A 25,120-nucleotide genomic window follows, 5' to 3' on the forward strand; every position below is an offset into this window, starting at 1 on the left:
TTTTTGTTTTTTCTACTGTCTACTATGACGGGAGCATATCACTGTGGTGGGCGTCTTTTTTGTCTTAATTAAAAATAGAGCTCTGAGTGAGTCTTGGTCCATCCTGAATGACCGTTATGGAGTCGTTTCCACCTACATAAATTCTATTTGTGAGCGGGTTTAGCACAGTACTGCCTGATACAGAGGGGAATCTTGCGAGCCGTTTAAACGTGGTGGCGTTATAAACGGACATATGATTTTTATCGAAATTACCAACAAATAAATGATTTGTATTCGGATTAATGGTTATGTTGGAGGAAGTAGGAAGAACCTTTGTTGTAATGATTTTGTTGTTATTTCCATTGATGACGAATAGCTTTCCTTTACCTTCAACTTGTGCACTTGAAACAAAAATACGGTTCGTCAGGGGATTTATAACGACCTCGCTTTGCAGACGTCCCAGCTGTACATTACGCAACAATTTGTTGGTTCGGCCATTGATCACAGAAAGAAACCGGCTTAAGTTATTAGCGACATAAATACGATTGGTAATTTTATTAAGTGCTGGCGCTATCACGGGGTTACTTCCGACTTTTATTGTCGCAATGATAGCCTGTGTAGTTCCGTTAATGACGGTGACGCTATCATTTGCTGTATTGGTCACATAGACACGGTTTGTAAGCTCATTGATAACGATTCTGGATGGGCGTCCACCGATTTCAATCTTTTTGCGGACCTGATTTGTTTTCCCGTCTATGACGAATAGGGTTCCGAATGCGCTAGTTACATAAATCAGATTGGTTAGAACATTCACTCCGATATTGTCTGGGAATCGGCCTACTTTGACAGTTTTGATTACCTGGTTTGTCCGCCCGTTTATGACAGAGACATTTTCGTCACGGAAGTTAGGTACATAAATCCGGTTGGTTTGGGGGTTGATTCCGAGCTGAGACGGCAGTCTTCCTACAGGGATCCGAGCGATAATGCGATTAGTTCTGCCCTCCAATACCCCGATAGTTCCAGCCTCGGTGTCTGGGTTTACAAAGTATACTCGATTCGTGACGACATTTACTTTTATATCTCCGATCGGTCCGGCAGAGCGGACTGTAGCAATCACTTTTGGCTGCGCCATGCTTTTACCCCTTTCCAAGTAAATAGATACTTCATTATATTTAGGCTTAGGCAAAAGGGTACTTCATTTATCCTTGCAAGATATATATTAGGAGTGTAGAATGGTACTCCATTATCCAAATATTAGGTTAGGTGTAAGCGTTTTATTTTTTTGAAAAATTGAGATTGATTGGAGGTTGGGGTTGAGATGGTGAAATCAGTGTTGTCGGATATTTTATTAACACCTGATAAGACGCAGCTTCATAGTGAATTGTTAGAGGAAATTGGGCAGTATATCACGCAAGAAATTCTAAATCATCCGTTAATGAAAGAGGAGAGTCAGCGGGTAAGTATTCTCCTTGATGGATCGACCGCACTTGGTGTGGTGGATGAGCAGTCGGATGTGGATGTAATCATTATTTGTCAGGACGAGTATTATAGCAGCATTAATCATCGGTTCGAACAAGCGGGGCTGATCCCGGAGCAAAGTAGTTTTTTTATGGATTTACGACTTCCCAGCGGCAAGTCCGGACATTACACACTGCATAAAATATCAGAAATTAAAGCGGCGTTAATGAGCGGAAATATGGAATGGCTGTGGAATGCTTCTATTTCTTATATCTACTATGACCGATTGGATGTAAAGTCACTTTTTGATGCCTATGTCCCCCTCCAACCTGAAGTCCTAATGAGATTTCGTAAGAATTCATACATACAGTTAAGAAGTTATGCCAAAAGCTTAGATAATCCTGTAGTGCGTGGCGACGCCTTTCCTATTTTATTTTTAGCGGTTTCTCTTTATAAAGAAGCATTACGCTGTGCCATTACTATTGAAGGTTATCCCTACCCCTACGACAAATGGCTGGTACCTGTAGCCAAACAAACGACTGTCGGACGAAAGATTACGGAGTGTGCGGGCGATTTTTGGAGTTTTATTAGAGATGATGAATCCTTTGCCCCTATGTACCAAGAGGATAATAACTTTGTCAAAATGGAAAAACGTTTCCGGAAGATACTTGTAGAGGAATTCCGCATGCGGGGGATCAATGAACCTTGGTTAGTAGAGTGGTGGAAGTTTATGGAGGAGTGAGTGGAGCTATAGGGTGAGTGTTGAGTGGTTGGGGTGGTTGGAGAGGTGGCGGAGGGAGTGAAGTGGTTATTGTGAGGTGAAGCTACGGTGGACTGTAGTGGCTGTAGTAGCGTAGTAGCTGTGGTGGCTGGAGAGGTGGCGGAGGGAGTGAAATGGTTATTATGAGGTGAAGCTATGGTGGACTGTAGTGGCTGTAGTAGCGTAGTAGCTGTGGTGGCTAGGGTGGTGGAATGGTCGGGTGGTTGAAGTGGCTATAGTGTTTGGGTAAGTGGCTGTAGTGATTAAGTAACTTAAATGACTCCCCTTCCTCCTCTTGATTATGGTAAGGTATATTGAAGTGGAATTTTAGTGAGAGGTGATTATATGGACGGGACAGTTTCAATATTAGGAGTTCCCTTTTCAAAACTAACACTACATGAGACAACACTTCATCTAACAAAACATATTCAATCCGGAGAACCGAAACTTTTCCATTTGATCACGGCTAACCCGGAAATTACGATAACAAGTCAATCGGACGAGCTGCTACGAACCATACTTCAAGAAGCGGATTTAATCACTCCTGACGGGATTGGCATTGTGATGGCTTCAAAAAGAAAAGGCGATCCTATTGCTGAGAGGGTAACTGGATATGAGCTGCTTCTTGAGCTTTTGGAGCAAGGAAATAGCTTGGGATGGAGTTTTTATTTCTTGGGAACAGATGAGCTTACCAGTTGTAAAGCGGTCGAAAAGATCACGGAGTTATATTCGAATGTGAAGATTGCAGGAAGACATAATGGTTTTCTTACCAAGGAAGAGGAGCCTGCCATTGTAGCAGAGATTCAGCGTGCACAGCCGGATTTTCTGATCGTTGCGATGGGGGCGCCATACTCTGACAAATGGGTATATAAGCACAAACAGGAGCTTACGCAGGTAAAAGTTGTTTTTGGCGTGGGGGGCAGCTTGGATGTAATAGCGGGAAAAGTTACTCCTGCACCAGCGCTATGGAAAAAACTCAATCTGGAGTGGTTGCATCGACTTTTGTTCGCTCCAGTTGCGAAGGGACAAAAGTCGCGATGGCGCAGACAGGCAGTGCTGCCCAAATTCGTGTTCCGAGCTATGATTAAGAAATGAAGAAAAGGCCTCGTTTATGGGGACCTTTTTTGGTTCGGTTGGTGTGAGAGGAAGAGGAGGCAGGTGTGAGAGTAGGAAGTAAGGAGTAAGGGGAAGAGTAATAGTGGTTAGTGGGAGTGAGGTGAGGAGTAGGGGGAAGAGTAATAGTGGTTAGTGGGAGTGAGGTAAGGAGTAGGGGCAAGAGTAAGTAGTGGGATTGAGGTAGGGAGTAGGAGTAAAAGTGAGTAGTGGGATTGAGGTAGCGAGTAGGGGCAAGAGTAAGTAGTGGGATTGAGGTAAGGAGTAGGAGTAAAAGTGAGTAGTGGGATTGAGGTAGGGAGTAGGAGTAAAAGTGAGTAGTAGGATTGAGGTAAGGAGTAGGAGTAAAAGTGAGTAGTGGGATTGAGGTAGGGAGTAGAATGTAAGTGCGACTATAGTTGTGACCTTTAAACAAATTAATAATAATAAACAACACCGATTCTGGTTGATGCCATAGCCTCGTATTTAATTCAAGCTAAAAGCTAAAGGGGTACAATAAGGGGATAAATTCCCTTGAGTCACTGGAATTCCGCCCGAAGAGGCAAAAGAAAGGCAAAAATGCCCTAGAATCGGTGCGATTCCGCCCGAAGTGGTAAAAGAAAGGCAAAAATGCCCTAGATCGGGTGCAATTCAGCCCGAAGCAGCAAATCAACGGTATATATCCCGTAGAATGAGCCGAATCCGGTCCGAAGCAGCAAATCAACGGTATAAATCCCGTAGAATGAGCCGAATCTGGCCCGAAGCAGCAAATCAACGGTATAAATCCCGTAGAATGAGCCGAGTCCGGCCCGACGAAGCAAATCAACGGTATATATCCCGTAGAATGAGCCGTATCCGGTCCGAAGAAACAAATCAACGGTATAAATCCCGTAGAATGAGCCGAATCCGGCCCGAAGAGGCAAATCAACGGTATAAATCCCGTAGAATGAGCCGAATCTGGCCCAAAGCAGCAAATCAACGGTATAAATCCCGTAGAATGAGCCGAACCTGGCCCGAAGCAGCAAATCAACGGTATAAATCCCGTAGAATGAGCCGAATCTGGCCCGAAGCAGCAAATCAACGGTATAAATCCCGTAGAATGAGCCGAGTCTGGCTCGAAGCAGCAAATCAACGGTATAAATCCCGCAGAATGAGCCGAATCCGGCCCGAAGCAGCAAATTAACGGTAAAAATCCCGTAGAATGAGCCGAATCCGGCCCGACGAAACAAATCAACGGTATAAATCCCGTAGAATGAGCCGAGTCCGGTCCGACGAAGCAAATCAACGGTATAAATCCCGTAGAATGAGCCGAATCCGGCCCAACGAAACAAATCAACGGTATAAATCCCGTAAATGTCCCCAGCCCAACCCGGTTACTATCCATTACCAACACGGAGGCCGTTTTCGCCACACATTTAATGTGATCCCTACTAGGATGAGTGAAATTTGTTAAATGAGCAGATACATCCGCACCAATTGTAAATATGTTAGGGAATTTATCGCTGCAAATAAATAACTGACACCGCTATACCAGCGATATCAGTTTACAGTGCTTAGCGATTAAGCTAGCGGCTGCCTATTTTTAGCTTGTTCCTCTCGCATCCACTGTGACAACTGGCGTTTGAGCTTAAGGAACTCGGGAGAGTCCGTAATCTCATCACGGCGTGGCCGCGGAAATGGCACATCGACTGTATGCAGAATGGAGCCGGGGCGGCCGGAAAATACATAGATACGATTAGAGAGCAGCAACGCTTCTTCGATGTTGTGAGTAATGAACAGCACAGAGCGGCGATTCTCTTCCCACAGCTCAAGCAGCCAGCGCTGCATTTCACTGCGAGTTAGTGCATCGAGTGCGCTGAAAGGTTCATCCAGCAACATTAGCTCCTGCGGAGCGAGCAATGCTCTGAGAAAAGCTGCACGCTGCTGCATCCCGCCAGACAGCATATGCGGATAAGCATGTTCGAACCCGCTTAACCCAACCTTGGCAAGCCACTGGCGTGCTTCCTCGCGGGCTCCATCCCGCAGTGCGCCCTTGATCTCCCCAGCAAGCAGCACATTATCCTCAATCGTACGCCAAGGAAAAAGAGCAGGCTGCTGCGGCATATAACTAATTTCACCGCGTTGACCTGTAACGACCTTACCGTTCATGCGGATCGTGCCTGCATCGGGTTTCACAAGGCCGCCAATCATATGGAATAAGGTGCTTTTTCCGCAGCCGGAAGGACCAACGATCGAAACGAATTCTTGTTGCTCTACCTTGAGAGAGACATTATTCAGAACTTTTGTCTTACGGCGACGATGGAAAAAAGATTTGGAGATGCCGCTCACTTCAAGGGCGGGTGCCACGGTATGAGCTTCAGGGGAGCTTATAACTTCTGTTGTTCTGTGTTGCATTTGCGTCGCTTGAGACATACAGGCATCTTCCTTTCTATGAGTTACGGCGCGGCTTCCAGCGAACCAGCCATTTTTCCAGCAATGCAATAATAGCAAAGAGTACAAGACTTAAAAGCACAATAATAACAATAGCGACAAACATCCGATCCGTACGATAAGCGGATTTCTGCAGAAGCATATAATAGCCAATACCTTTATCCGCGCCAATCCATTCAGCGACCACGGCGCCCATAACCGCATAAGTAGCAGATATTTTTACACCGGAAAATAGTGCCGGGATAGAAGAGGGCAGCTCCAGCTTGGTAAAGATTTGCCACTTGCTTGCGCCAGCCATTTTCATATAATTCATCATGACCTGATCACTTTGGGCCAGGCCGCCCATCGCAGCGACAGCTACAGGGAAGAAACATACTAGTGTAATCAGCACGATTTTGGGCAAAAGACCAAAGCCGAACCAGATAATGAGCAGGGGGCCGAGCGCGATGGAGGGAACATTTTGACTCAGAATAATGAGTGGATAAAAAGCCCGTCTAGCCCAAGGCAAAAGATGCAAAAGCAAAGCGACGATCAGACCTACCCCCGTACCGATGGGAAAACCAATTAAAGTGAGCCGCAGCGTAGCCATCGTATGAGCCCAAAGACCAGAAGCGTTACTGGTGGATTCACGGGCAATATCAGCAGGACTCGGCAGAATCCAGGATTCAATATGAAATACAGATACAGATAGCTGCCATACGGTTAAAAAGAAGACGACCGCCACAAGGGGCGGCCATATTAGCTTCCAGGTCGATCTCACGGCCGATATTTCTCCGTCAATTTATCCATGCTGATTCCGTTAGGATTATGAGCGATTTTGATCTGCGAAATTACGCTTGGACTGCCTGCTTCGATCAACGCCTCTTGCATCTGACGCACAACCTCCAGCAGCTCGCTAAGCTCACCTTCCATTGTGGTTTCCAGCGGATTCACCTGATGTTTAACACCGGATTTTTGAATGACCTCAATCGCTTTATCTACGTATGGGATGGAATCCTCATTGTTCGGAGTTTTTGGAATTACTTGAATGCTTAGTAGGGTGTTAGCCACAATAATCAATCCTCTCATTTTATAAGGTAAGTTCAAAAAGCCAACTTTGATAACGAAGTAATTCAGGAAGCAAACTCGACATCGAATCTTGAACGAACTTGGGAAGTCCGGTACTCACGTACCACATCACTACGCTCCGTTCCTCCTTCCTCAAGTAACGTCCAACCTTCTTGGTTCTGAAAGCCGTCTTTTTGAACTCTTAAATTATAAGGTAAGTTCAAAAAGCCAACTTTGATAACGAAGTAATTCAGGAAGCAAACTCGACATCGAATCTTGAACGAACTTGGGAAGTCCGGTACTCACGTAGCACATCACTACGCTCCGTTCCTCCTTCCTCAAGTAACGTCCAACCTTCTTGGTTCTGAAAGCCGACTTTTTGAGCTCTTAAATTATAAGGTAAGTTCAAAAAGCCAACTTTGATAACGAAGTAACTCAGGAAGCAAACTCGACATCGAATCTTGAACGAACTTGGGAAGTCCGGTACTCACGTAGCACATCACTACGCTCCGTTCCTCCTTCCTCAAGTAACGTCCAACCTTCTTGGTTCTGAAGTCCGCTCTCTACTCCGCCGGTAAAAAATCATTACTGAATGCACTAGCAGCATCCAGCGGTTTATCCAGCAACTTCAGATCATACATCCAGTCGCCGTAATTTTGCCAGACCTCGGTTTTTTGCTCGCCCCAGCGGGCAGCATCGTCCTTGTATTTTGGGCTAAGCCATTTTTGGCTAGCTAGGACAAGGTCGGCGTCCAGGTCAGGAACGGCCTTCGATAACATACCGGCAGCCTCTTCCGGATGATCAATAGCATATTGATAACCTTTTGATGTGGCTTTCATGAAGGCCTTCACCAGCTCAGGATGATCTGCAATTTGCTTCTCACTCGTCGTCAGCACAGGCGTGTAATAATCGAGCTGTGGCGCATAATCCTTTAAGTACAGCATATCCAATGGCTGGCCACGCAACTCAGCCTCAACTCCAGTCCAAGCGTAGAAAATCCAGGCGAAATCAATGTCACGTTTGACGGCGGTAAAATAATCAGCTTCACCGATACTGATCAGCTTCACCTTTTTCACATCGCCACCTTCAGGATCCATGATGGCCTTCATGGCTGCTTCTTCGGCCGGTGAGCCCCAGCCTCCGTAGGTTTTACCTTCGAAATCCTTTGGTGATTTAATATTGCGATCTACTGGAGCGGCGAATCCCGATGTATTATGCTGAATAATAGCTGCTATCGAGACAAGGGGTACGCCTTGTAGACGGGCTAGCGTTAATCCTTCTTGGGCGCTGATGCCAAATGCGGCTTCGCCAGAAGTAACCATAGTATCAGAACCCGCTGCGCCTGGTTGAACGATTTCGACGTCCAGACCTTCTTCAGCGTAGTAACCAAGATCCTTAGCTACGTATAGACCGGTATGATTCGTGTTCGGTGTCCAGTCGAGTGCGACTTTAACTTTGGTGAGCTCTTTTGGAGCATCCGTGCCAGCCGCTGCAGTTGGATCAGTAGCATTTGCTTTGTTTCCGGCTGTATTCCCATTGTTGCTGCCGCATCCGGCAATGGCAAGAATGAGTACACAGGTGAGGCACAACGTAAGTGCTTTTTTGAGGTGCATGTCTTCTTCTCTCCTTTAAGGTTACAAGAATCCCGTCTTCACAACATGAACCGTAAAGTGTAGTATGTACGTTTTTCTACATCTTTTAGTGATCTTACAAAAAAAGCGCCCCGAGTGATCGGGACGCTGGCTTGGCGCAAGGTTAGTCAAGGTCACAGGGACCAGAACCAATTGGCGATTCCTACGCTGGCATTATCCAGATCAGGTATAAGGGTCAGTATCTTGTGGGATACAATCTCAGCCGGCCAATTCCAGCACCCCTGGTTCTATGAAGTTAACGGGTATTTCTATGTGCAATATAAGTAAGTATAAGTTTTGTACCCATACTTTATATCTTATATTTCTCGCATACGGTGTATTATAGACGGCTGTACTCGGAATGTCTAGTAGTGCACTCCTGAATTTTTCCAATCCAGTAGTTTCTTTTTTGCTAGTCTAGATCTTTATATTTCTTGCGGTGACGCCGTTTAAGCTCACTAACCAGCGCCCCTAGCGTGAGGACAACGCTGATCAGAATCCCGCTCATGATCACGAAGAGGGCAAGAAATTCAAAGGGGGAATAACCAATCATTTTACTCCATTGGATTTTTCCATCCAGATCGTCAATGACCTGATTCATGCCGTAAATCCCGCTTACTACCGTAAATACAGTGAGAATCATCAGCAGATTATCCCGTCGCTTGGATTGAAACTTATCCTGATACTGAAACAGGTCATTTAAGGTTTCTTTCACTTCCTCGAACAAAGCGTCGTTTCCGTATACTTTACGCAGCTGAAGAAATATCTCCCGGCCCTGCGACTGGGAAATCAACTCCAAGAAGTAGAACTTTGCCGAGAACTTATTAATGGAGTAGATTAGATTGTCTATTTCCTCATAATCATGATTAATCCGAAGTCGGGAGTGCATGTTGGCAAGCTTTAGCAGAACGATTTTGTGGAAAATATTGAGTAAAAATCCGTAATAATATTGCCCGTACATCTGGTTGGCTAGACTAACAGCAATTTCCTGTTCAGCGCGGGTCATGCAGCAAAAGGTCTGCTCATTCATCATATAATACGTGTCTGGGCCCCAGCGATTATAGGAATGCTCATGACAATAGTTTGCAATATACGCTGGATCGCTTGCACTGGCATAGGGCTTTCCGTTCAGATCAATTCCATCAAGCTGTGAGGCGCGATAGCGTAGATTTACACTAATCTCATCAGAACTTTCTTCATTCTGAAAGCCGTAAAAAGCTTGTACCTGCATTCTTTCATCTACGAAAAAAGGAAGGGTCTCAAAATAAGCCCCATTGATATCCGATTGATCCAGATATGGCTCCAGTCCATCCACCAAATTTCGGAAGACAAAATCCTCTACCATCTCATAGGTCTGTTCCCCGCAATGAATATAAGTGTAGTCATCCTGTATGAAGGTTTTCTCTAGCGCACGGAAACGATCCGCGAATTCTAGGGCAATACTAAAGGGAATCGAATCCCCCTCCAGCTGGACACGTATCGTCACGAATCCAAGCTGAAAGGGACATATGAATATATCCGTCGAGAGAATTTTGAAAAATATAGATTGCTGCGGAATCTCCAGAATGCAGTCGAGATTATTTACTCTGGAAAAACGGCGAAACGAGTCGGCATCCTTCCTGCGCGGAAAAAGGACGTGTGCGGCAAACGGTAAATAGGTGCGCTCCATTCGTTCATGGGAAACACAGTAACCTTCTCCATAATAGGCAGCTTCCAGTTCTTTGTTATCCAGAAAAAAACGTGTGAATCCGTCGTCCTGTAATTGCTGGATAAGCTGCTTAGAATCGCCCTTTTTTATAGAGAAGGGAAATATAAACTGCATAAGCGCAGTATGTAACAAAGGCTCAGTTGAAGACTCATTTAAAGACTCATTCATTCATTGTCCATCCTTGTGCTCAGAATATGCTTATAGATCACATTACCCTAAAAGGATAACGTTGATACTATTCTAAATACGGGAACTCTTTCCTTCCACCGCTTGCCTGGCTTGGAATCTCCATGCGGCAATGCTTAGCAGGAACAAGAAGGCAGCAAAAGTGGCAAGTAATCCGGCTGTTTGTGCCACTTCTAAATGGTCCATAGACCAGCCCGTAAACAGAGGTAGCAAAGCACCACCAACGCCTCCGGAAGCAATCATAATGCTGGGTGTTGACTCTTCGGTGCCAGGCAGCATTTTGCTGGAGAAAACCAATGCAATGGAGAAAATACCGGACATAAACAGCCCCAGCAGCAGAATTACAATGAAAGCAGTCATTCGATTGTCAGTGAACGGAAAGAGTGTCAGCAGTAACAAGGTTAGTAAACAGCTGCTGAGAATGTACACGCGATAAGATATTTTTTCGGCAATTACACCCGCAAACAATCTTCCTGTAGACATCGCCAGCCAAAAGAAAGTGACTGTCAGTGCTGCCGCAGACTCTGTCATCCCTAGCTTGGCAATAAAGATAGCCGGCATAAAGTTGACTAAACTCATCTCTGTGCCTACATAAAGAAAAAAGAAAACGATGAAGATCCCTAGCAGAATCCATTGCTTACCTTTATACGGAAATTTTTTGTTAGAACGTGAGCTTGAGGAATGCGAATTGTCTGCTCCTTGGACAGAGGCACGTTCATCCAGCATGCGTTGTAGATTACCGAAGTGTCCTCTTGCCCAGAGGATAAGAGAAATCAAAGAGAAGGCAGCGACGATTAGAAAGGCCAATCTCCACGCTCCGGCAGCAATGAGCGGACTGGCGATAAGCGGCATCACGAGTGCGCCTATCCCGAATAGAACTTCGAGCCGGCTCATCGCAATAGCCGTTCCTTCGGTTACAGCACCAATAATGATGGTGCCGATAACCGCTTCGATCATCCCGAAACCAAAACCTGCGGCAACAGCGATAAAATACATCCAGCCCCAAGGCGGTAGAAAGGCATAGGCAACTTCTGCAACTATTAGAAGACTGGTGGCAATGAGGATGCCTCCACGTTTACCGAAGCGGCGATTAAGTAGGGGAGAGACCAACACGCCTGCTAAAAAACCAGCGAATTGACTAAAGATTAATTCACCGCCAGCACTGTAATTTTGATCATAATGTTGCAGTAGAACGGGCAGAATAGATCCCAGCACAACATGTGCCAGACCGATAACGAAGTAGGAGAGACAGCCGATCCAAATCAGTTTTTTCACGAAGTAAGCTCCTTATCTTGATGTAGTTTATGGAGTAAGGTCGGATTCAATGTGAACCTGAAGGGTACATTATAATAAGCACCATTGTTATGATAAATCCAAACGGTGAGCTTGGATATATAAACTTTTGTTTACATGCTTGAAGGGAGAGATTTACGTAATGGATAACAAACAACTGGAACAACTCATTATTAAAGCATTGGATGACAACAAGTTCGGTTCCTTTGGTACGATCGAAGAAGGAAATAAGCCGAAAGTACGTTATATGGCCATTTTCCATGAGGGTTTGAAGATTTATTTGGCTACAAATCGCAAAACTCATAAAGTGGAGGAGTTATCCGATAATCCGAATGCTTTTGTACTGCTTGGCTATGAGGCCGGCGGAAGCAAAGATGTGCTGGAGATTGAAGCGACCGCTACCGTCTCTAAGGATGAAGGCTTGCGCTCCAAGGTATGGAATAAAGAGCTGGAGCCATGGTTTACTGGACCTGATGATCCTAATTATGTGATTTTGGAGCTTACTCCAACACGTATTGAGTATGTAGGTAGCAATAAAGAGCATGGAGTATGGCAGCCATAAGCTATAGCCTTGAATTGATCAAACAGCCCTCCTATCCCCTATGGGGTAGGAGGGCTGTTTGATGTGTTATAATGACTTCAACTTTTTAGGTATTCAGATCGGGGAGGAGCTAAAGCTACATGAGCGTTACTCTGTTATATATTGAAGATGATCGTGAGATTGGCAGCGTAGTGTCTGCTGATTTAAGCGAAAGAGGATATAGTGTCCGCTGGCTACGGAGCGGCGAAGGTGCGATGGAAGAAGCCGGCGCCTGCCAACTGGCTATTCTCGATGTTATGCTTCCTGGTCTGGATGGGTTTACGATCGGGCAACGATTGAAACGTTCCTACCCTAAGCTGCCCATTTTAATGCTCTCTGCCCGAACCTCGATTGATGATAAGCTGCAAGGTTTGGAATTCGCGGATGATTATTTGACCAAGCCTTTTCATCCGGATGAATTGGCCGCTCGAATCGAGGTGCTGCTCCGAAGGAATGGGGCATCTGTTCAGGATTCGCTCACACTTAAACATCTAGTCGTATATGAAGGGGATAACCGCGTGATGAATGCTCAGACTCAGGAAGAAATCATGCTTACAGGCAAGCAATTTCAGATTTTTTCCTATTTGCTGCGTCATCTTAACCAAATTATGACGAAGGAGCAGATCTACGAGGCCGTGTGGGGTGAGGCTTATATCGAAGGGGATAAAACTCTGATGGTACATATTCGTTATTTGCGCGAAAAGCTGGAGCTTGATCCGGGTAATCCGGAAATTATCGAAACTGTCCGTGGGATCGGATACCGGGTAAGAGCATGAGAGGATTAGAGCGCATTCGCAAGAAACGTAATTCCTCTTTGTTATCAGGGTATTTGCTAATTATCGTATCTGCACTGCTATTTATCCCTGTGGTCCTTCCGTTGTCTTTTGTTGGCTACAATATTCTTAACGAAGTGACCAAAGGTGCCCCGCCTGTAGATACATCCCTGTATTCGAATATTGCACCGCTGGAGACTATGTGGCATAAAGAGGCACTTCACTTAGGAAATGCTTCTTCGGAAGCCATAAATCAGCGGCTGCATGAATTGAGTCAAAAATACACCGAAGCTACTATGTTTTGGGTAGACGGGCAGGGAAAAACCCAGTTGATTCTCACGCCTGATGAAGGGGATAAGGATAAGATTTACCATGAAGTTCCTGATCAGTGGACTGCGGCTGAGGCTATTTCATTTATGAAAGAAAGTACGAATCGTGATCCTTTAGCCATCGTTGCTTTCGTGGGGGACAAAGTGGAGGCAGACAAGGGATTTATGGTGATGCAAATTCCAAGCAAGCTGCTGAACAAAGGGGCTTATGGGGGATTAGGGGCTTGGGCTTGGTATAACTTTGTGTTATTTACCCTTTTTGGAGGGTTCGCTCTGGTTTCGTGGATGTTCTTTAGAAAAATTCGCAAACGGCTATTGCAACTGCAAACCGCGATGACGATTACAGGCCCGGATAGAATGCCTAAGTCTATAGTGACAGGCAAACTGGACGAGATCGGTCGCCTGGAGGAAGCTTTTAATACGATGGTAACCAAACTGGATGAAAGCCGACGCAGGGAAATAGAAGAGGAAGAGTTGCGTAAGCGTCTAGTCTCGAATCTATCTCACGATTTACGTACACCTCTAACCGTCATTCGCAGCCATATCCATGTTATGACCAAAGAGGATCTGACCTCAAAAGGTAAGCAGTCCTTACAGCTTATGGATGAGCGTATTGCGGATCTTAGCGTCCTGATCGAGAATCTTTTATCTTACAATCTGCTCAATAGTGGACGGGTAACCTTAAAGCTGGAACGTAAAGATGTTTTACGCTTGTTGCGGGAAAGTGCGGCTGCTTGGTACCCCGTATGGGAAAAAGAGGGCTTCGACATTGATATTAACCTGGAAGCCGAACCGCTATTCTGGAGGGTGGATGAGGTCTGGTTCCGCCGTATTCTCGATAATTTGTATCAAAACATTGTACGACATGCCAGCAGCGGGCATTATGTCGGGATCTCAACGGAGCAACGTAATGAACAACGTGCCATAATTATTGCGGATCATGGTCGAGGCATTCAGAGTCCATCCGATTACAAAGGGGCAGGTTTGGGATTGTCTATCGTCGATCTTTTGATGAAGCATATGGAGCTGGAATGGGTTATGGAGAGCACAGGCGAAGGCACTTCTATTGTAATCTTTGATCCGCGTCGTGAAATTTAAACAAAACTTAAACTTGGCACTTCCTTGTTCTTAACCTTGGGACGTTATGCTGTATACCGAGGTGAAGAACATGGAAGAAACAGTGATTAAAACTAAGGATTTATTGAAAAAATATCGTGGCCGGGCTGCGGTAGAAAATTTGAATTTAAATATCCGCAAGGGTGAGATTTATGGTTTTCTGGGTCCCAACGGAGCTGGGAAAACTACAACAATCCGTATGCTGCTTGGCCTAATTACACCGACATCTGGAAAAATTGAAGTGTTCGGTCAGGATCTTCGGAAGAATAAGCTGCAAATTTTACGGAAGGTAGGGTCGCTTGTCGAATCCCCCTCGTATTATGGGCATCTGAGCGCTGTGGACAATCTCGAAGCGATCCGCCGCATTCTGGATGTTCCGAAGTCACGAATCGCTGAGGTGCTAGATATTGTTTCTCTAACCGGGGAAGAGAGACGTCCGGTCAAAGGGTTTTCCCTCGGGATGAAGCAGAGACTTGGTATCGCAGCTGCCTTGTTAGGGAATCCAGAGCTGCTTATTCTGGACGAACCAACGAACGGACTCGACCCGTCAGGGATTCAGGAAATTCGTGGGCTTATCAAACGCTTGCCACAGGAGCAAGGAATTACGGTTGTAGTATCCAGTCACCTGCTTAGTGAAATTGAACAAATGGCAGATACCGTGGGTATTATTCGCCAAGGGCAAATGGTGTACCAAGATACAATAGCTAATCTGCAACAACAGGCTGCTGGCGAGATACGCCTTGCGGTTTCGGAACCAGAGTCTGCGTTACGTCTCGCTGGAGGTCGGGGGTATGAAGGGACACTACATGAGCAAAAACTGATTTTTTCAAGAATGAACGATGCAAGAGTAGCGCTGCTAGTCAAAGCTTTGGTAGAGAATGGGCACGCTGTCTATCGTGTAGAGGAGCGGAGACAATCGCTTGAGGACTTCTTCCTACAGGTTGTGGGAGGCGGGGAATCATGATGTGGCGGGCGTTGTCAGCGGATTGGCTTAAAATCCGCGGCAAAGGAATTTGGTTTCTAGTGTTTCTAGGACCGATTGGTCTAGTAGCCATGCAGGGCCTTAACTTTGGCCTTCGTTATGATTATCTGCGTCAGCAGTATAGCGCGGATTTATGGGGAGGACTACTGGATAATGTGTCCGGGTTTGTGCCCACAGCTCTTTTTCTGGGAGGCACTTTAGTATGCTCGCTGATTGCAAATGTCGAACATCAGATGAGCTCGTGGAAGCAGCTCTTGGCACTACCTATCTCCCGTACTTCAGTGTTTATGGCTAAGCTAACGCTCTGTCTGCTGCTTGTGGCTGTTTCCTGCTTGTTGCTCTCAGTGGGGATAGTTGTTTTGGGGCTTATTTTGGGCTTCAAAGCTGATCTTATTCCTTATGTGGATGTACTCAGAATTGGCTTTATGTCCTACATTGCGGCTCTGCCGGTCATCGCGCTACAGCTTTGGCTTTCCCTGGCTAATCGTAATCAGACACTGCCGGTTGCCCTGGGGATCACATTATCCTTGACGTCATTTTTCTCCATGTTCCTTTCGGAGTGGGTGCCTTTAACATGGCCATATTTGGCGTGGGACTCCTCTAATCGCCTCTTGTTCAGCGGTGCGGGTCTGCTGCTAGGAATGCTGGTATTTTTGCCGGGTGCAGTGCATTTCGCTCGAAAGGATGTGGATTAAGATGAAGTCATTTTGGAGAGTATTATCCTCAGAGCGATTAAAAATGTCTAAATCATATGTTTGGCTTTTAGTCATAGGAAGTCCGGTTTTATCACTGGTTCCCGGATTGTTATCGGATAATCAAGGCGAGAAGATGACTTGGGAGCTGCTGTTAAGTGTGATGTCAATGATGCATGCTTTGCTGTTTCTGCCTGTGCTTTCAGGCATTTTTGCGGCCCTGATCTGTCGTTATGAGCATCATGACGGTGGCTGGAAGCTATTGTTGTCTCTGCCTGTAACCCGGTTGTCGGTGTATCTCTCAAAATATGTGATGATCATCGGATTGCTGGCTGCTGTGCAAATAACGTTCCTCGTTATGGTGCTGGGAATGGGTTTGTTCCGTGGGGCTCCAGATCCAATCCCTTGGGCGCTGCTGCTAAAATCAGTATTTGGCGGCTTTGTAGCCTGCCTACCACTCGCCGCATTGCAGCTGGCGATCTCGCAAAGCTGGAGCAGCTTCGGCGCACCGCTGGCGCTGAATGTGAGTCTGACCATTCCCAATATACTGATCGCTAATTCTTCAACCTACGGCCCCTATTATCCTTGGGTACAGCCGATGTTAGCCATGAGTCCTTATGGTGATGACGGATTTGGTGCCTTTAATCTGCCTTTAGAGACACTGATGATGATAGTGGGAGGGAGCTTGATTGTCTTTTTTGCCGCAGGACTAATCTCCTTTTATCGTAAAGCAGTCTGATTCACAATCAGAGGCTATAAACTCCTCCTCAATGGACATCCCGTGCTGTTTTTCTTATAATTAAAGAATATAATTAGCTAAGATGGAGGAGGGCGAGAGCATGGAGCCAACGGCATTAGAAGATTGCGACAATACATGCAAGGGTTCAGAGCTTGAACCGGAATCCATTGCATTGATCCTGCCAGACCGTGGGATTACTGATAAAATGGCAGAAATGTTCAAAGCGTTGGGTGATCCAACACGAGTGCGGCTCATTTACGCTTTGTCTCAGCAAGAATTATGTGTACATGATTTGTCCGTGATCCTTGATATGGGCCAATCTGCGATATCCCATCAGCTCCGTTATTTACGGAATCTACGGATCGTGAAGCGCCGTAAAGAGGGGAAAACGGTATTCTATTCGCTGAACGATGCGCATGTGGAGCAGATCTTTTTACAGACCCACGAGCATGTCCGACACGAATAGCTAGTTGCAAAAAGGGGGACTCCCAGCAGCCATTGGATGGCTTTTGGGAGTCCCTCTTTTTATTATGCCGACGAGTCCTGATCATCCGCTACGGCTTACGGACCCAGTTGACCTTATTTGCAAAATTAACGCTTTTTGAGCAGAGTTGCGGACCTCAGTGCAGTTATTCCTTAGAAAGAGGTCTTGTTTTGCTCTTTTTCATGCCAATAGCGCCTATGGGGTCCGATATTATGCTAAACCGGGGATAATACTGTTTTTAGGGTCAACTGGGTCCGTTAGCTGTGTGGTTTGCGACAAATATTGCTCTAATGAAACCAAGTTGAATCCACTGAAGCTTTGTATTTTGAAGCAAGGGTTAGCTTATTAACTGGCTTGATTTAGGTTCTTCGTTAGGTTTGGTTTTCTAAAGGACAACACTAGCCAGACACATTGCACTGCGAGCACTAGCAGGATAAATAGATCGATTCCCATGTATTCACTCGTATTATCATTGCCCACAAACTGAATTAAATTATGTATAAAATGAAAGGATATCAGCGGAAGAATATTATTATTTTTTAGCATCAGCAAGGCTAGCGCAAAACCGATCAGAAGCGCATATACGAGTTGTAGAAGAATTTGTGTGATATCTGTGCCGGATAATGCATTAAGTAAGTGGGTAATAGAGAAGAGAATGCTTGAAGTGATCACTGCTGTTTTAGCCCCTTTAGGAAGCAAGGTCTTAAAAATCAAACCGCGATAGATGCTTTCCTCCACAAAAGCGACCAGCAGGGTGAAGAAAATAAAGAACAGTACCTCGGATGCGCTGATCTCACGAAAACCCTTAAAGGATATGGTAATCAGGACCACTACTAGTGGGGCATAATAAATCCAGTTGCCCGAGGATATGGTGTTTAGAGGTCGGAAGCCGAGCGTGCTCCATTTGCGCTTAACTGTAAAGTAGATGATGAGTACAAGCGCGATTGGGATGAAGGAGATAAGTACAGGGGCGTTGTACGCAAGTTCCTTAATGGTTGCGTAAGCCCCGGCGGCAGTTACGGCTACAAGTAATAACACCTCGATAATAACTACGCTCCAAATGGGGTGTTTCTGTGAAAAAGAAGACGTTTTGGCTAGCTTTGACATGTTCTAAATTCATCCCTTCTGTGTAAATCATTTGCCCATCGAGCTTCATTGATAATGGGGTCATTCGTATGTAAGAAACTTACTTTCGGTCATACATGATTTTACATATTTTCACGTAAAGGTCAATTGATTTAATTTTTAAGATAATGTAGAAAAATGGTGTATATCGCGTATTGACCTTGAAATATAAAGGGAATATAATAGGGCTAAGATAACATATGAACAAGTGCTCATATATGGTTTTTATTTGAGGAGATGTGCCGTATGGATACAATGCAAGGAAAATTAAAACGTCAGTGGGAATTAGAAGGCTTGGATTGCGCCAATTGCGCGATGAAAATTGAAGATAAGGTGAAGAAGATTGAAGGTGTATCGTCTTGTTCCGTTAATTTTGTAACAAAAACAATGACGTTGGAAACCGCCGCAGGGTATGAGGAATCAGCGATTGTAGAAGCGAAGAAAACGGTGAAGGCACTCGAGCCCCACGTAAATGTGAAAGAGAAGGTTGGGGGAAATCACAAGGCGCGCAATAGCGGTGCTCATGAACATACACATGATCACCAGCATGGACACGAGCATGTTCACGATCATCAAGCTGCTGGACATCATCATGGTCATGAGGATGCTGAAGGTCATGGTCATACACATGAGCATGGGGAAGGCGACACACGCAAAATATTGCTGCGGTTAGGCGCTGGTGGAATTCTTGCTCTAGCTGGGATATTCCTGCCCGTGGATGGAGTAGTTGAACTGCTGATCTTTTTGGCAGCCTATCTTATCGTGGGTGGTGAAGTTGTCTGGCAGGCGGTTAAGAACATCATCCGTGGTCAGGTGTTTGATGAGAATTTCCTGATGGCTCTGGCAACTATCGGTGCATTTGCGATTGGTGAGTATCCAGAGGGCGTGGCAGTAATGCTGTTTTACCAGATTGGAGAACTGTTCCAAGGTCTGGCTGTGAATCGTTCACGCCGATCTATTACGGCACTTATGGATATTCGCCCCGAGTTTGCCTATCTCAAGCTTGGAAATGATCTGAAGAAGGTCTCACCTGAGGAAGTAGCCATCGGAGATTTGATTGTTGTTAAACCCGGTGAGAAGGTACCCCTTGACGGAACTATACTTGAAGGTAACGCCATGATGGACACATCTGCACTTACTGGAGAGTCGGTACCACGATCAGCTGGTCCAGGAAGTGCGGTGTTAAGTGGTTTTATTAACCGGAACGGCGTAATTACTGTGCAAGTTACTCAGACCTTTGGAGAATCGGCCGTATCCAAAATACTGGAGCTAGTGCAGAATGCATCAAGCAACAAAGCTAAAACCGAGAACTTTATTACTAAATTTGCACGTGCCTACACGCCTGTAGTAGTGATCACAGCAGTTCTGCTGGCCGTCGTTCCTCCACTGCTGATCAGTGGTGCGACTTTTTCGGATTGGATTTACCGAGCACTTGTATTCCTCGTAATCTCTTGTCCTTGTGCGCTTGTGGTCTCGATTCCACTGGGATTCTTCGGAGGGATTGGTGCAGCTTCACGCAGCGGTATTCTGATTAAGGGAAGCAACTACCTGGAAGCCCTAAATGATGTGAAGGTAGTTGTCTTTGATAAAACCGGAACGTTGACCAAGGGACAGTTTAAGGTGACGGGGATTTATCCGTCGGGTGGCAAATCTAAGGATGAATTACTGCGGACAGCCGCTTATGCGGAGAGCCATTCCAATCACCCGATCGCTGAGTCGATTCGGACGGCTTATGGTGCACAGATTTCTAAGGAAGCTATCACGAATTATAATGAGATCTCTGGTCATGGTATCGAAGTAACTATCGAAGGCAAGACCGTATTTGCAGGCAACGCACGTCTGATGGAGCGGGAGGGGATTGCTTATGAGGTCCCAGAGCAGAGCGGTACAGTTGTTCACATTGCGGTAGATCATCAATATGAAGGTTATCTGGTGATCGCCGATGAAGTGAAGGAGGACTCACTGCAGGCCATTCAGCGCCTCAAAAAGCTTGGTATACGCAAGACGGTGATGCTGACAGGTGATGCTTCCGCCGTAGCTGAAGATGTAGGGAAGCAGTTAGGGGTAGATGAGGTACACGCAGAGCTTTTACCACAGCATAAGGTAGAGGCCATCGAGAAGCTGGATCGTGAAAAGCCTCCACGCGAGAAGATTATTTTTGTTGGAGACGGAATTAATGATACTCCTGTACTGGCTAGAGCCGATGTCGGGATCGCTATGGGGGGACTCGGTTCTGACGCTGCCATTGAAGCAGCGGATATTGTAATTATGACCGATGAACCTTCGAAGATTGCTGTAGCTATCGGAATTGCCAAGCGTACACGGACCATCGTATGGCAAAATATTATTTTTGCTTTAGGTGTAAAAGCTATATTCCTTCTGCTCGGTGCATTCGGGATTGCCACGATGTGGGAGGCTGTATTCTCAGATGTAGGGGTAACCGTACTAGCCGTACTGAACAGTATTCGAGCTTTAAAAGTGCAAGACGAGGGTTAAGTATCTTTGGTGTTTAAATAAATGATTTCAACAAAAGTAAGCTTTAGGATTCCGGTTTTAGGGGTCTTAGGGCTTACTTTTTTTATTCGCCAGCAAAGAATTTGTCTTTTTTTGCCGATATAGAAGATATATCCACATCAGGAGACATTATAACAAATGGAGTGAGGAGGCTATTTCATCGTGAATGAAAATGAAATGAAAGGAAACAAGATGAAAAAAATGAGAAAAAATGTAACGAAGAGAAAAGCGACGTCAATTCAACTTAAGTGGTCATCTGTTATATTAGCTATTGCAATCGTGCCGCTCATGGTAGCGACCATATTTTTACTTGATTATTTCGGCAATGTCACACGCACAGACAGTGAGCAAATGGCGCAGGACACCATTAATACGAACACATTCCGGATGGATGAGTGGCTATCCAACAAAACCTCGTCCGTAAAGGATCTGGTGTCCCAGCATCCTGAGTTCGATTTTACGAATCCAGCGAGTATCTTCCCTGTGATAGAAGTGCTGGAGGAAAGTGACAGTGAGACAGAAGGTTACAGTGTCATCAGTAAAGACGGCCAGTTAACTAATATGATGAACATGACCGCAAGTGTAGCAGATGCGAGCTATTTCTTGAAAGCGAAAGAAACGCATGCGCCTGTGTTGGGGGAAATGTCCTATCTGGAGCAGCTTGATAAATATATCATTCCGATCGTAGTTCCTGTCATGGATAAGGATAAGCAATTTATGGGAGGTATTGTCTTCTCGATTACTCCTGAAGTTCTTGCCCAAATGAGTAATGAAATTACTATGGCGGATACCGGATTTGGATACGTAATCTCAAATGATGGCATGTATTATACTTATCCAGACGTCAGTCGTATGGGCAAAAAAATTACCGATTACGCTAAAGAGCCGGCTCTTCAGAAGGTCGTTGACAAGATTTTGAGCAACAAAGAGGGGGCCGAAACTTATAAGGGCGAAGATGGTAAGAAAGTCATTACATACTTTAAGACCATTCCAGATACTGACCTGAAGCTTCTTGTAACAGTACCGGAGAAAGAGGTTTTTGCCAAAGTGACCTCTGCACAAAGAACAGCAATGTTCATCTTATTGGCAGTTATACTCGTCATAATTTTTGTTTCTCTCTACCTTACTCGCCTTATCGTTAGACCCATTAAAGCTATTTCCTCCACTATGAAAAAGGTGGCAGAGGGTCATCTGAATGAGAGGGTTAAAGTGCAATCCGGAGATGAAATCGGCGAGATGAGTCAAAATATCAATGATATGATTGAGACACTCTCCGGTATTGTCAACAAGATTGATACAACGGTAGTGGAGGTTTCTTATTCCTCAGAAGGAATGCTGAAATCGGCTCAACGGTCGTCTTATACTTCAGCAGAGGTAGCAACAGTTATCCAAGAAGTGGCTCAAGGAATGGAAGAGCAATTCAGAGGCTCGGAGCAATCGGCAAGAGCAACGGAAGAGATGGCCGTAGGTTTGCAACGTATTGCTGAGTCCTCTGCAGCGGTATCAGATCAGGCTGAGACGGTCAACTCAGAAGTAGAGAGTGGCTATTTGGAAATCCAATCTACACTGCAACAGATGGCTGTTATCAGTTCCACAGCTAATCAGACAGCCGAGATGATTGGTAAATTAAGTGAGCAATCGGAACAGATCGGACAAATTGTGGATGTAATTTCTGAGATATCCAATCAGACAAGCTTATTATCTTTAAATGCTTCTATTGAGGCTGCCAGAGCTGGGGAACATGGCCGTGGCTTCGGTGTAGTTGCGAATGAGGTGAAGAAGTTAGCGGAGCGGACGAACAGTTCCATCATTAGTATAGTGGAGCTGATCGGCGGCATTCAGTCTTCGACAACAAGTGCAGCGGATTCCATGAAGAAGAGTATTGAGGAAATTGGCGATGGAATGGGAAAAATGCAAAACGTCGGTGTTTCCTTTGATCATATCCGTTCTTCGATCCGTGAAGTATCGTCGCAAATACAGGATGTGTCAGCAATTAATGAAGAGATGTCAGCTGGCACAGAAGAAATAACGGCTTCTATATCCGATATGCTCGGAATAGCTAAAGAATCTGCTGAGAATGCTCAGGCGGTCTCATTAGCTTCAGCGGAGCAGACGGAGATTATGAAGGATGTCGTGTCCTCGGCGGAATCACTTAATGAAGTGATGTCTGTGCTGAAAGAAGAAATCGAGAAGTTTAAAAAGTAGGAGATAAACTGAGATTCATCTCCTTATAATACAAAAAATCGCTCTTTGGGAGCTGGTGGGCTTATTTCACCAATTCCCAAAGTAGCGATTTTTTTTGTTCTTTATGAGATTAAATGCTTTCTTCCAGCTGTAGACTCTCGATGCCTGCACGTACAATATTGCAGGAGCTGTTCAATTTCTGGGTTTCCTCTGTATTTAAATTAAGCTCCAGCAGCTCTTGAATCCCAGTGTTGCCTATAATGGCGGGCACACCCGTGCATACACCACTATGTCCGTATTCTCCATCCAGAATGGCGGATACGGCGATAATTTTGTGCTCATCATTCAGGATCGAACGGGTAATGTAGGCAAGTGCGCTGCCAATCCCGAAATGTGTGGAGCCTTTACGGGTGAAAATTTCCCAGCCGGCATCTTTTGTCTTGCGGGAGATATCCTCCAGATCCAGATGCGGGAACCGCTCGCGATGCTGATCCAAAATTTGTAGAATAGGCTTGCCGCCAATTGTCACATGGGACCAAGCTACAAATTGAGATTCGCCATGTTCACCTAACGCGTAGCCATTAACACTACGCGGGTCAATGGAGAACACATCGGAGAGCAGTGTTTTTAGGCGCGACGAGTCAATGGAGGTTCCGGTACCGATAATTCTGTGGCGAGGCAGACCTGATATTTTCCAGACCATATAAGTGACAATATCGACCGGATTAGCGGCGACTACGAATATTCCATCAAATCCCCCAGCCATGATGTTGGTAATGATTTCTCTAGTAATAACAGCAGAGGCTGCCAATACGTCAAGTCGGGTCTGCCCGGCTGTTGGATTAGCACCAGCGGTTAAGATAACTACATCCATCTTTGCACAATCGCTATAGGTTCCGGCATATACCTTTGTGCGTGTGCTTGTGAAATCCATACAGTGCGAGAGATCAAGTGCTTGTGCCATAGCCCGATCATAGGTGCGGTCGATCATCATTATCTCGTCACAAATGGCCTGATTAACCATGGAGTAAGCACAGCTTGAACCCACCATTCCTGCCCCGACGATGGCTACTTTTCTCGATTTACTTTTCAATTGCCTTGTCCTCACTCTCTAAAAGTTATACGCAGTATAGGTTTCCAAATGATATTTATTTCAGCATTAAGGTCTTTTGGAAGCTTATCGTTAGGTATGCTTATAGTTTAACGTATCCCTTCGCAGGTTACCTGACATCGGACTTACAAAGATTATATTTTTTCTTTTTAATGCTGAATAGGTGACATAACGAGTTAGATATTTTAGGTGATCTATCCCTATAGTGTATGTAAAGTACTAAAAGAGGATGTAATAAGAGGATGGCTAATTGATGTCAGAAAAGGGTGAAAAGTAGAAAAAAGCAGAGGATATAACATAAGCTTGAGTTACAAGAGGTAAGAAGTCATCTCAAGGATATCGGGTAAGCACCCTGAGATGGCTTCTTAGGATCATTGTTGACAATCATGGCTGGGGCAGCAGACTCCCCGAGGAAGTCATAGCCTTATAACGCTTGAACATAAAAAATCTCCAATGAACAATCATGCCGAAGGCTAAAATAAAGAACAAACCACCGGACTGTGGGATAGACACATAACGGTTAATAAATTCATGGAGTAAAGTGCGGACTAGAAGAAGTCCGAGCAGGATAAACGCAAAGCTCTTGGAGCGTTGAGCATAAATTTGTCCATCACGTTGTTCAAAATGGGTGCTGCGTATAAGAGGATACGCGAAGATGAACCAGCCAATCAGAAAGGCGACTGCCGCCCACCATAATGGGAACCTGACCGCAGGTGCTACAAGCATGGCAAAACCCGTCGACATACCGAGAGGTGGAATCCATATTTTTCGAATGGTAACCGGACGTGCGCTTGCTTTTAGACGAATGAAAATAACCATCAGCGCCATGAACAAAGCCCCTAATGTAGAGCCAATATGTAGAAGCGAGGGGTTTATGTTACCCATGATACACGACCTCTCTATGATT

23 protein-coding genes and 1 riboswitch are annotated in these 25,120 nt (G+C 45.3%); of the genes, 11 read left to right on the plus strand and 12 right to left on the minus strand.

Features of this window, described 5'->3' with window-relative positions; all coding sequences use genetic code 11:
* Positions 1-64: 64 nt before the first annotated feature.
* Complete coding sequence (locus NSQ66_RS02010; protein ID WP_051491257.1) at positions 65-1,111, minus strand: YncE family protein; 1,047 nt, start codon at positions 1,109-1,111, stop codon at positions 65-67.
* A gap of 186 nt (positions 1,112-1,297) precedes the next feature.
* Between NSQ66_RS02010 and NSQ66_RS02015 the strand changes: the two genes are divergently transcribed.
* Both NSQ66_RS02015 and NSQ66_RS02020 read left to right on the plus strand, forming a co-directional pair.
* A complete protein-coding gene (locus NSQ66_RS02015; RefSeq protein ID WP_076101246.1) occupies positions 1,298-2,179 on the plus strand; it encodes a nucleotidyltransferase domain-containing protein in 882 nt (293 codons plus the stop codon).
* Between the two features lie 363 nt (positions 2,180-2,542).
* Positions 2,543-3,292, plus strand: coding sequence for a WecB/TagA/CpsF family glycosyltransferase (locus NSQ66_RS02020; RefSeq protein WP_038568435.1), 750 nt, complete (start codon positions 2,543-2,545; stop codon positions 3,290-3,292).
* A 632-nt stretch (positions 3,293-3,924) separates the two neighbouring features.
* Here the strand turns inward: NSQ66_RS02020 and NSQ66_RS02025 are convergent.
* From NSQ66_RS02025 to NSQ66_RS02060, 8 genes are all read right to left on the minus strand, one after another.
* Positions 3,925-4,620, minus strand: a complete 696-nt coding sequence (locus tag NSQ66_RS02025) for a hypothetical protein (protein ID WP_339192698.1) — start codon at positions 4,618-4,620, stop codon at positions 3,925-3,927.
* 229 nt (positions 4,621-4,849) lie between these two features.
* Positions 4,850-5,683: an ABC transporter ATP-binding protein gene (locus NSQ66_RS02030; protein ID WP_076101297.1), complete on the minus strand. Its 834-nt coding sequence runs from the start codon at positions 5,681-5,683 to the stop codon at positions 4,850-4,852.
* 34 nt (positions 5,684-5,717) lie between these two features.
* Positions 5,718-6,479 carry an ABC transporter permease gene (locus tag NSQ66_RS02035; protein ID WP_036682669.1) on the minus strand — a complete coding sequence of 254 codons (762 nt, stop codon included), beginning with the start codon at positions 6,477-6,479 and terminating at the stop codon, positions 5,718-5,720.
* Complete coding sequence (locus NSQ66_RS02040) at positions 6,476-6,769, minus strand: MTH1187 family thiamine-binding protein (RefSeq protein ID WP_036682688.1); 294 nt, start codon at positions 6,767-6,769, stop codon at positions 6,476-6,478. Before NSQ66_RS02040 ends, NSQ66_RS02035 begins: the two co-directional genes overlap by 4 nt.
* A gap of 62 nt (positions 6,770-6,831) precedes the next feature.
* A complete protein-coding gene (locus NSQ66_RS02045) occupies positions 6,832-6,990 on the minus strand; it encodes a hypothetical protein (RefSeq protein WP_339279521.1) in 159 nt (52 codons plus the stop codon).
* A 339-nt stretch (positions 6,991-7,329) separates the two neighbouring features.
* Positions 7,330-8,379 carry an ABC transporter substrate-binding protein gene (locus tag NSQ66_RS02050; protein ID WP_076101299.1) on the minus strand — a complete coding sequence of 350 codons (1,050 nt, stop codon included), beginning with the start codon at positions 8,377-8,379 and terminating at the stop codon, positions 7,330-7,332.
* Positions 8,380-8,540: 161 nt separating this feature from the next.
* Positions 8,541-8,651: riboswitch (TPP riboswitch) on the minus strand.
* 158 nt (positions 8,652-8,809) lie between these two features.
* Positions 8,810-10,273 (minus strand): hypothetical protein, encoded by a 1,464-nt coding sequence (locus tag NSQ66_RS02055; RefSeq protein ID WP_076101301.1) that lies wholly within the window; start codon positions 10,271-10,273, stop codon positions 8,810-8,812.
* Between the two features lie 72 nt (positions 10,274-10,345).
* A complete protein-coding gene (locus NSQ66_RS02060) occupies positions 10,346-11,566 on the minus strand; it encodes an MFS transporter (protein ID WP_076215041.1) in 1,221 nt (406 codons plus the stop codon).
* 160 nt (positions 11,567-11,726) lie between these two features.
* Between NSQ66_RS02060 and NSQ66_RS02065 the strand changes: the two genes are divergently transcribed.
* From NSQ66_RS02065 to NSQ66_RS02095, 7 genes are all read left to right on the plus strand, one after another.
* Positions 11,727-12,146 carry a pyridoxamine 5'-phosphate oxidase family protein gene (locus NSQ66_RS02065; protein ID WP_036682665.1) on the plus strand — a complete coding sequence of 140 codons (420 nt, stop codon included), beginning with the start codon at positions 11,727-11,729 and terminating at the stop codon, positions 12,144-12,146.
* Positions 12,147-12,265: 119 nt separating this feature from the next.
* Positions 12,266-12,940: a response regulator transcription factor gene (locus tag NSQ66_RS02070; RefSeq protein ID WP_038568445.1), complete on the plus strand. Its 675-nt coding sequence runs from the start codon at positions 12,266-12,268 to the stop codon at positions 12,938-12,940.
* Positions 12,937-14,364: a HAMP domain-containing sensor histidine kinase gene (locus NSQ66_RS02075; RefSeq protein WP_076223438.1), complete on the plus strand. Its 1,428-nt coding sequence runs from the start codon at positions 12,937-12,939 to the stop codon at positions 14,362-14,364. Before NSQ66_RS02070 ends, NSQ66_RS02075 begins: the two co-directional genes overlap by 4 nt.
* A gap of 70 nt (positions 14,365-14,434) precedes the next feature.
* Positions 14,435-15,346: an ABC transporter ATP-binding protein gene (locus NSQ66_RS02080; protein WP_036682661.1), complete on the plus strand. Its 912-nt coding sequence runs from the start codon at positions 14,435-14,437 to the stop codon at positions 15,344-15,346.
* A complete protein-coding gene (locus NSQ66_RS02085) occupies positions 15,343-16,059 on the plus strand; it encodes an ABC transporter permease (protein WP_076101308.1) in 717 nt (238 codons plus the stop codon). Before NSQ66_RS02080 ends, NSQ66_RS02085 begins: the two co-directional genes overlap by 4 nt.
* A gap of 1 nt (position 16,060) precedes the next feature.
* Positions 16,061-16,795: an ABC transporter permease gene (locus NSQ66_RS02090; RefSeq protein WP_036682657.1), complete on the plus strand. Its 735-nt coding sequence runs from the start codon at positions 16,061-16,063 to the stop codon at positions 16,793-16,795.
* A gap of 100 nt (positions 16,796-16,895) precedes the next feature.
* The gene (locus NSQ66_RS02095; protein WP_036682656.1) at positions 16,896-17,261 is read left to right on the plus strand and encodes a metalloregulator ArsR/SmtB family transcription factor; all 366 of its coding nucleotides are present in this window, start codon (positions 16,896-16,898) and stop codon (positions 17,259-17,261) included.
* Positions 17,262-17,624: 363 nt separating this feature from the next.
* Here the strand turns inward: NSQ66_RS02095 and NSQ66_RS02100 are convergent, their stop codons facing one another.
* Complete coding sequence (locus tag NSQ66_RS02100) at positions 17,625-18,386, minus strand: CPBP family intramembrane glutamic endopeptidase (RefSeq protein WP_036682655.1); 762 nt, start codon at positions 18,384-18,386, stop codon at positions 17,625-17,627.
* Positions 18,387-18,650: 264 nt separating this feature from the next.
* Here NSQ66_RS02100 and NSQ66_RS02105 point away from each other — a divergent pair, with 264 nt between their 5' ends.
* On the plus strand, positions 18,651-20,900 hold the full coding sequence (locus NSQ66_RS02105) for a heavy metal translocating P-type ATPase (protein ID WP_076147368.1): 2,250 nt from the start codon (positions 18,651-18,653) through the stop codon (positions 20,898-20,900).
* A gap of 180 nt (positions 20,901-21,080) precedes the next feature.
* Complete coding sequence (locus tag NSQ66_RS02110) at positions 21,081-23,123, plus strand: methyl-accepting chemotaxis protein (protein ID WP_256717042.1); 2,043 nt, start codon at positions 21,081-21,083, stop codon at positions 23,121-23,123.
* 109 nt (positions 23,124-23,232) lie between these two features.
* Here NSQ66_RS02110 and NSQ66_RS02115 read toward each other — a convergent pair whose 3' ends face one another.
* The gene (locus NSQ66_RS02115; protein WP_076215047.1) at positions 23,233-24,195 is read right to left on the minus strand and encodes an L-lactate dehydrogenase; all 963 of its coding nucleotides are present in this window, start codon (positions 24,193-24,195) and stop codon (positions 23,233-23,235) included.
* A 402-nt stretch (positions 24,196-24,597) separates the two neighbouring features.
* Positions 24,598-25,098 (minus strand): cytochrome c biogenesis protein CcdC, encoded by a 501-nt coding sequence (locus NSQ66_RS02120; protein WP_076215050.1) that lies wholly within the window; start codon positions 25,096-25,098, stop codon positions 24,598-24,600.
* Positions 25,099-25,120 lie beyond the last annotated feature (22 nt).

The sequence above is a fragment of the Paenibacillus sp. FSL H3-0329 genome, assembly GCF_037963285.1.
GTDB lineage: Bacteria > Bacillota > Bacilli > Paenibacillales > Paenibacillaceae > Paenibacillus_AQ > Paenibacillus_AQ odorifer.

What these genes read in the sequence shown, in the direction of transcription:
- NSQ66_RS02080 (WP_036682661.1), top strand. Translation starts at nt 14,435, where the DNA reads ATGGAAGAAACAGTGATTAAAACTAAGGATTTATTGAAAAAATATCGT.
- NSQ66_RS02050 (WP_076101299.1), bottom strand. Translation starts at nt 8,379, where the DNA reads ATGCACCTCAAAAAAGCACTTACGTTGTGCCTCACCTGTGTACTCATT.
- NSQ66_RS02075 (WP_076223438.1), top strand. Translation starts at nt 12,937, where the DNA reads ATGAGAGGATTAGAGCGCATTCGCAAGAAACGTAATTCCTCTTTGTTA.
- NSQ66_RS02090 (WP_036682657.1), top strand. Translation starts at nt 16,061, where the DNA reads ATGAAGTCATTTTGGAGAGTATTATCCTCAGAGCGATTAAAAATGTCT.
- NSQ66_RS02015 (WP_076101246.1), top strand. Translation starts at nt 1,298, where the DNA reads ATGGTGAAATCAGTGTTGTCGGATATTTTATTAACACCTGATAAGACG.
- NSQ66_RS02030 (WP_076101297.1), bottom strand. Translation starts at nt 5,683, where the DNA reads ATGCAACACAGAACAACAGAAGTTATAAGCTCCCCTGAAGCTCATACC.
- NSQ66_RS02100 (WP_036682655.1), bottom strand. Translation starts at nt 18,386, where the DNA reads ATGTCAAAGCTAGCCAAAACGTCTTCTTTTTCACAGAAACACCCCATT.
- NSQ66_RS02105 (WP_076147368.1), top strand. Translation starts at nt 18,651, where the DNA reads ATGGATACAATGCAAGGAAAATTAAAACGTCAGTGGGAATTAGAAGGC.
- NSQ66_RS02095 (WP_036682656.1), top strand. Translation starts at nt 16,896, where the DNA reads ATGGAGCCAACGGCATTAGAAGATTGCGACAATACATGCAAGGGTTCA.
- NSQ66_RS02055 (WP_076101301.1), bottom strand. Translation starts at nt 10,273, where the DNA reads ATGAATGAGTCTTTAAATGAGTCTTCAACTGAGCCTTTGTTACATACT.
- NSQ66_RS02070 (WP_038568445.1), top strand. Translation starts at nt 12,266, where the DNA reads ATGAGCGTTACTCTGTTATATATTGAAGATGATCGTGAGATTGGCAGC.
- NSQ66_RS02010 (WP_051491257.1), bottom strand. Translation starts at nt 1,111, where the DNA reads ATGGCGCAGCCAAAAGTGATTGCTACAGTCCGCTCTGCCGGACCGATC.
- NSQ66_RS02020 (WP_038568435.1), top strand. Translation starts at nt 2,543, where the DNA reads ATGGACGGGACAGTTTCAATATTAGGAGTTCCCTTTTCAAAACTAACA.
- NSQ66_RS02085 (WP_076101308.1), top strand. Translation starts at nt 15,343, where the DNA reads ATGATGTGGCGGGCGTTGTCAGCGGATTGGCTTAAAATCCGCGGCAAA.
- NSQ66_RS02120 (WP_076215050.1), bottom strand. Translation starts at nt 25,098, where the DNA reads ATGGGTAACATAAACCCCTCGCTTCTACATATTGGCTCTACATTAGGG.
- NSQ66_RS02065 (WP_036682665.1), top strand. Translation starts at nt 11,727, where the DNA reads ATGGATAACAAACAACTGGAACAACTCATTATTAAAGCATTGGATGAC.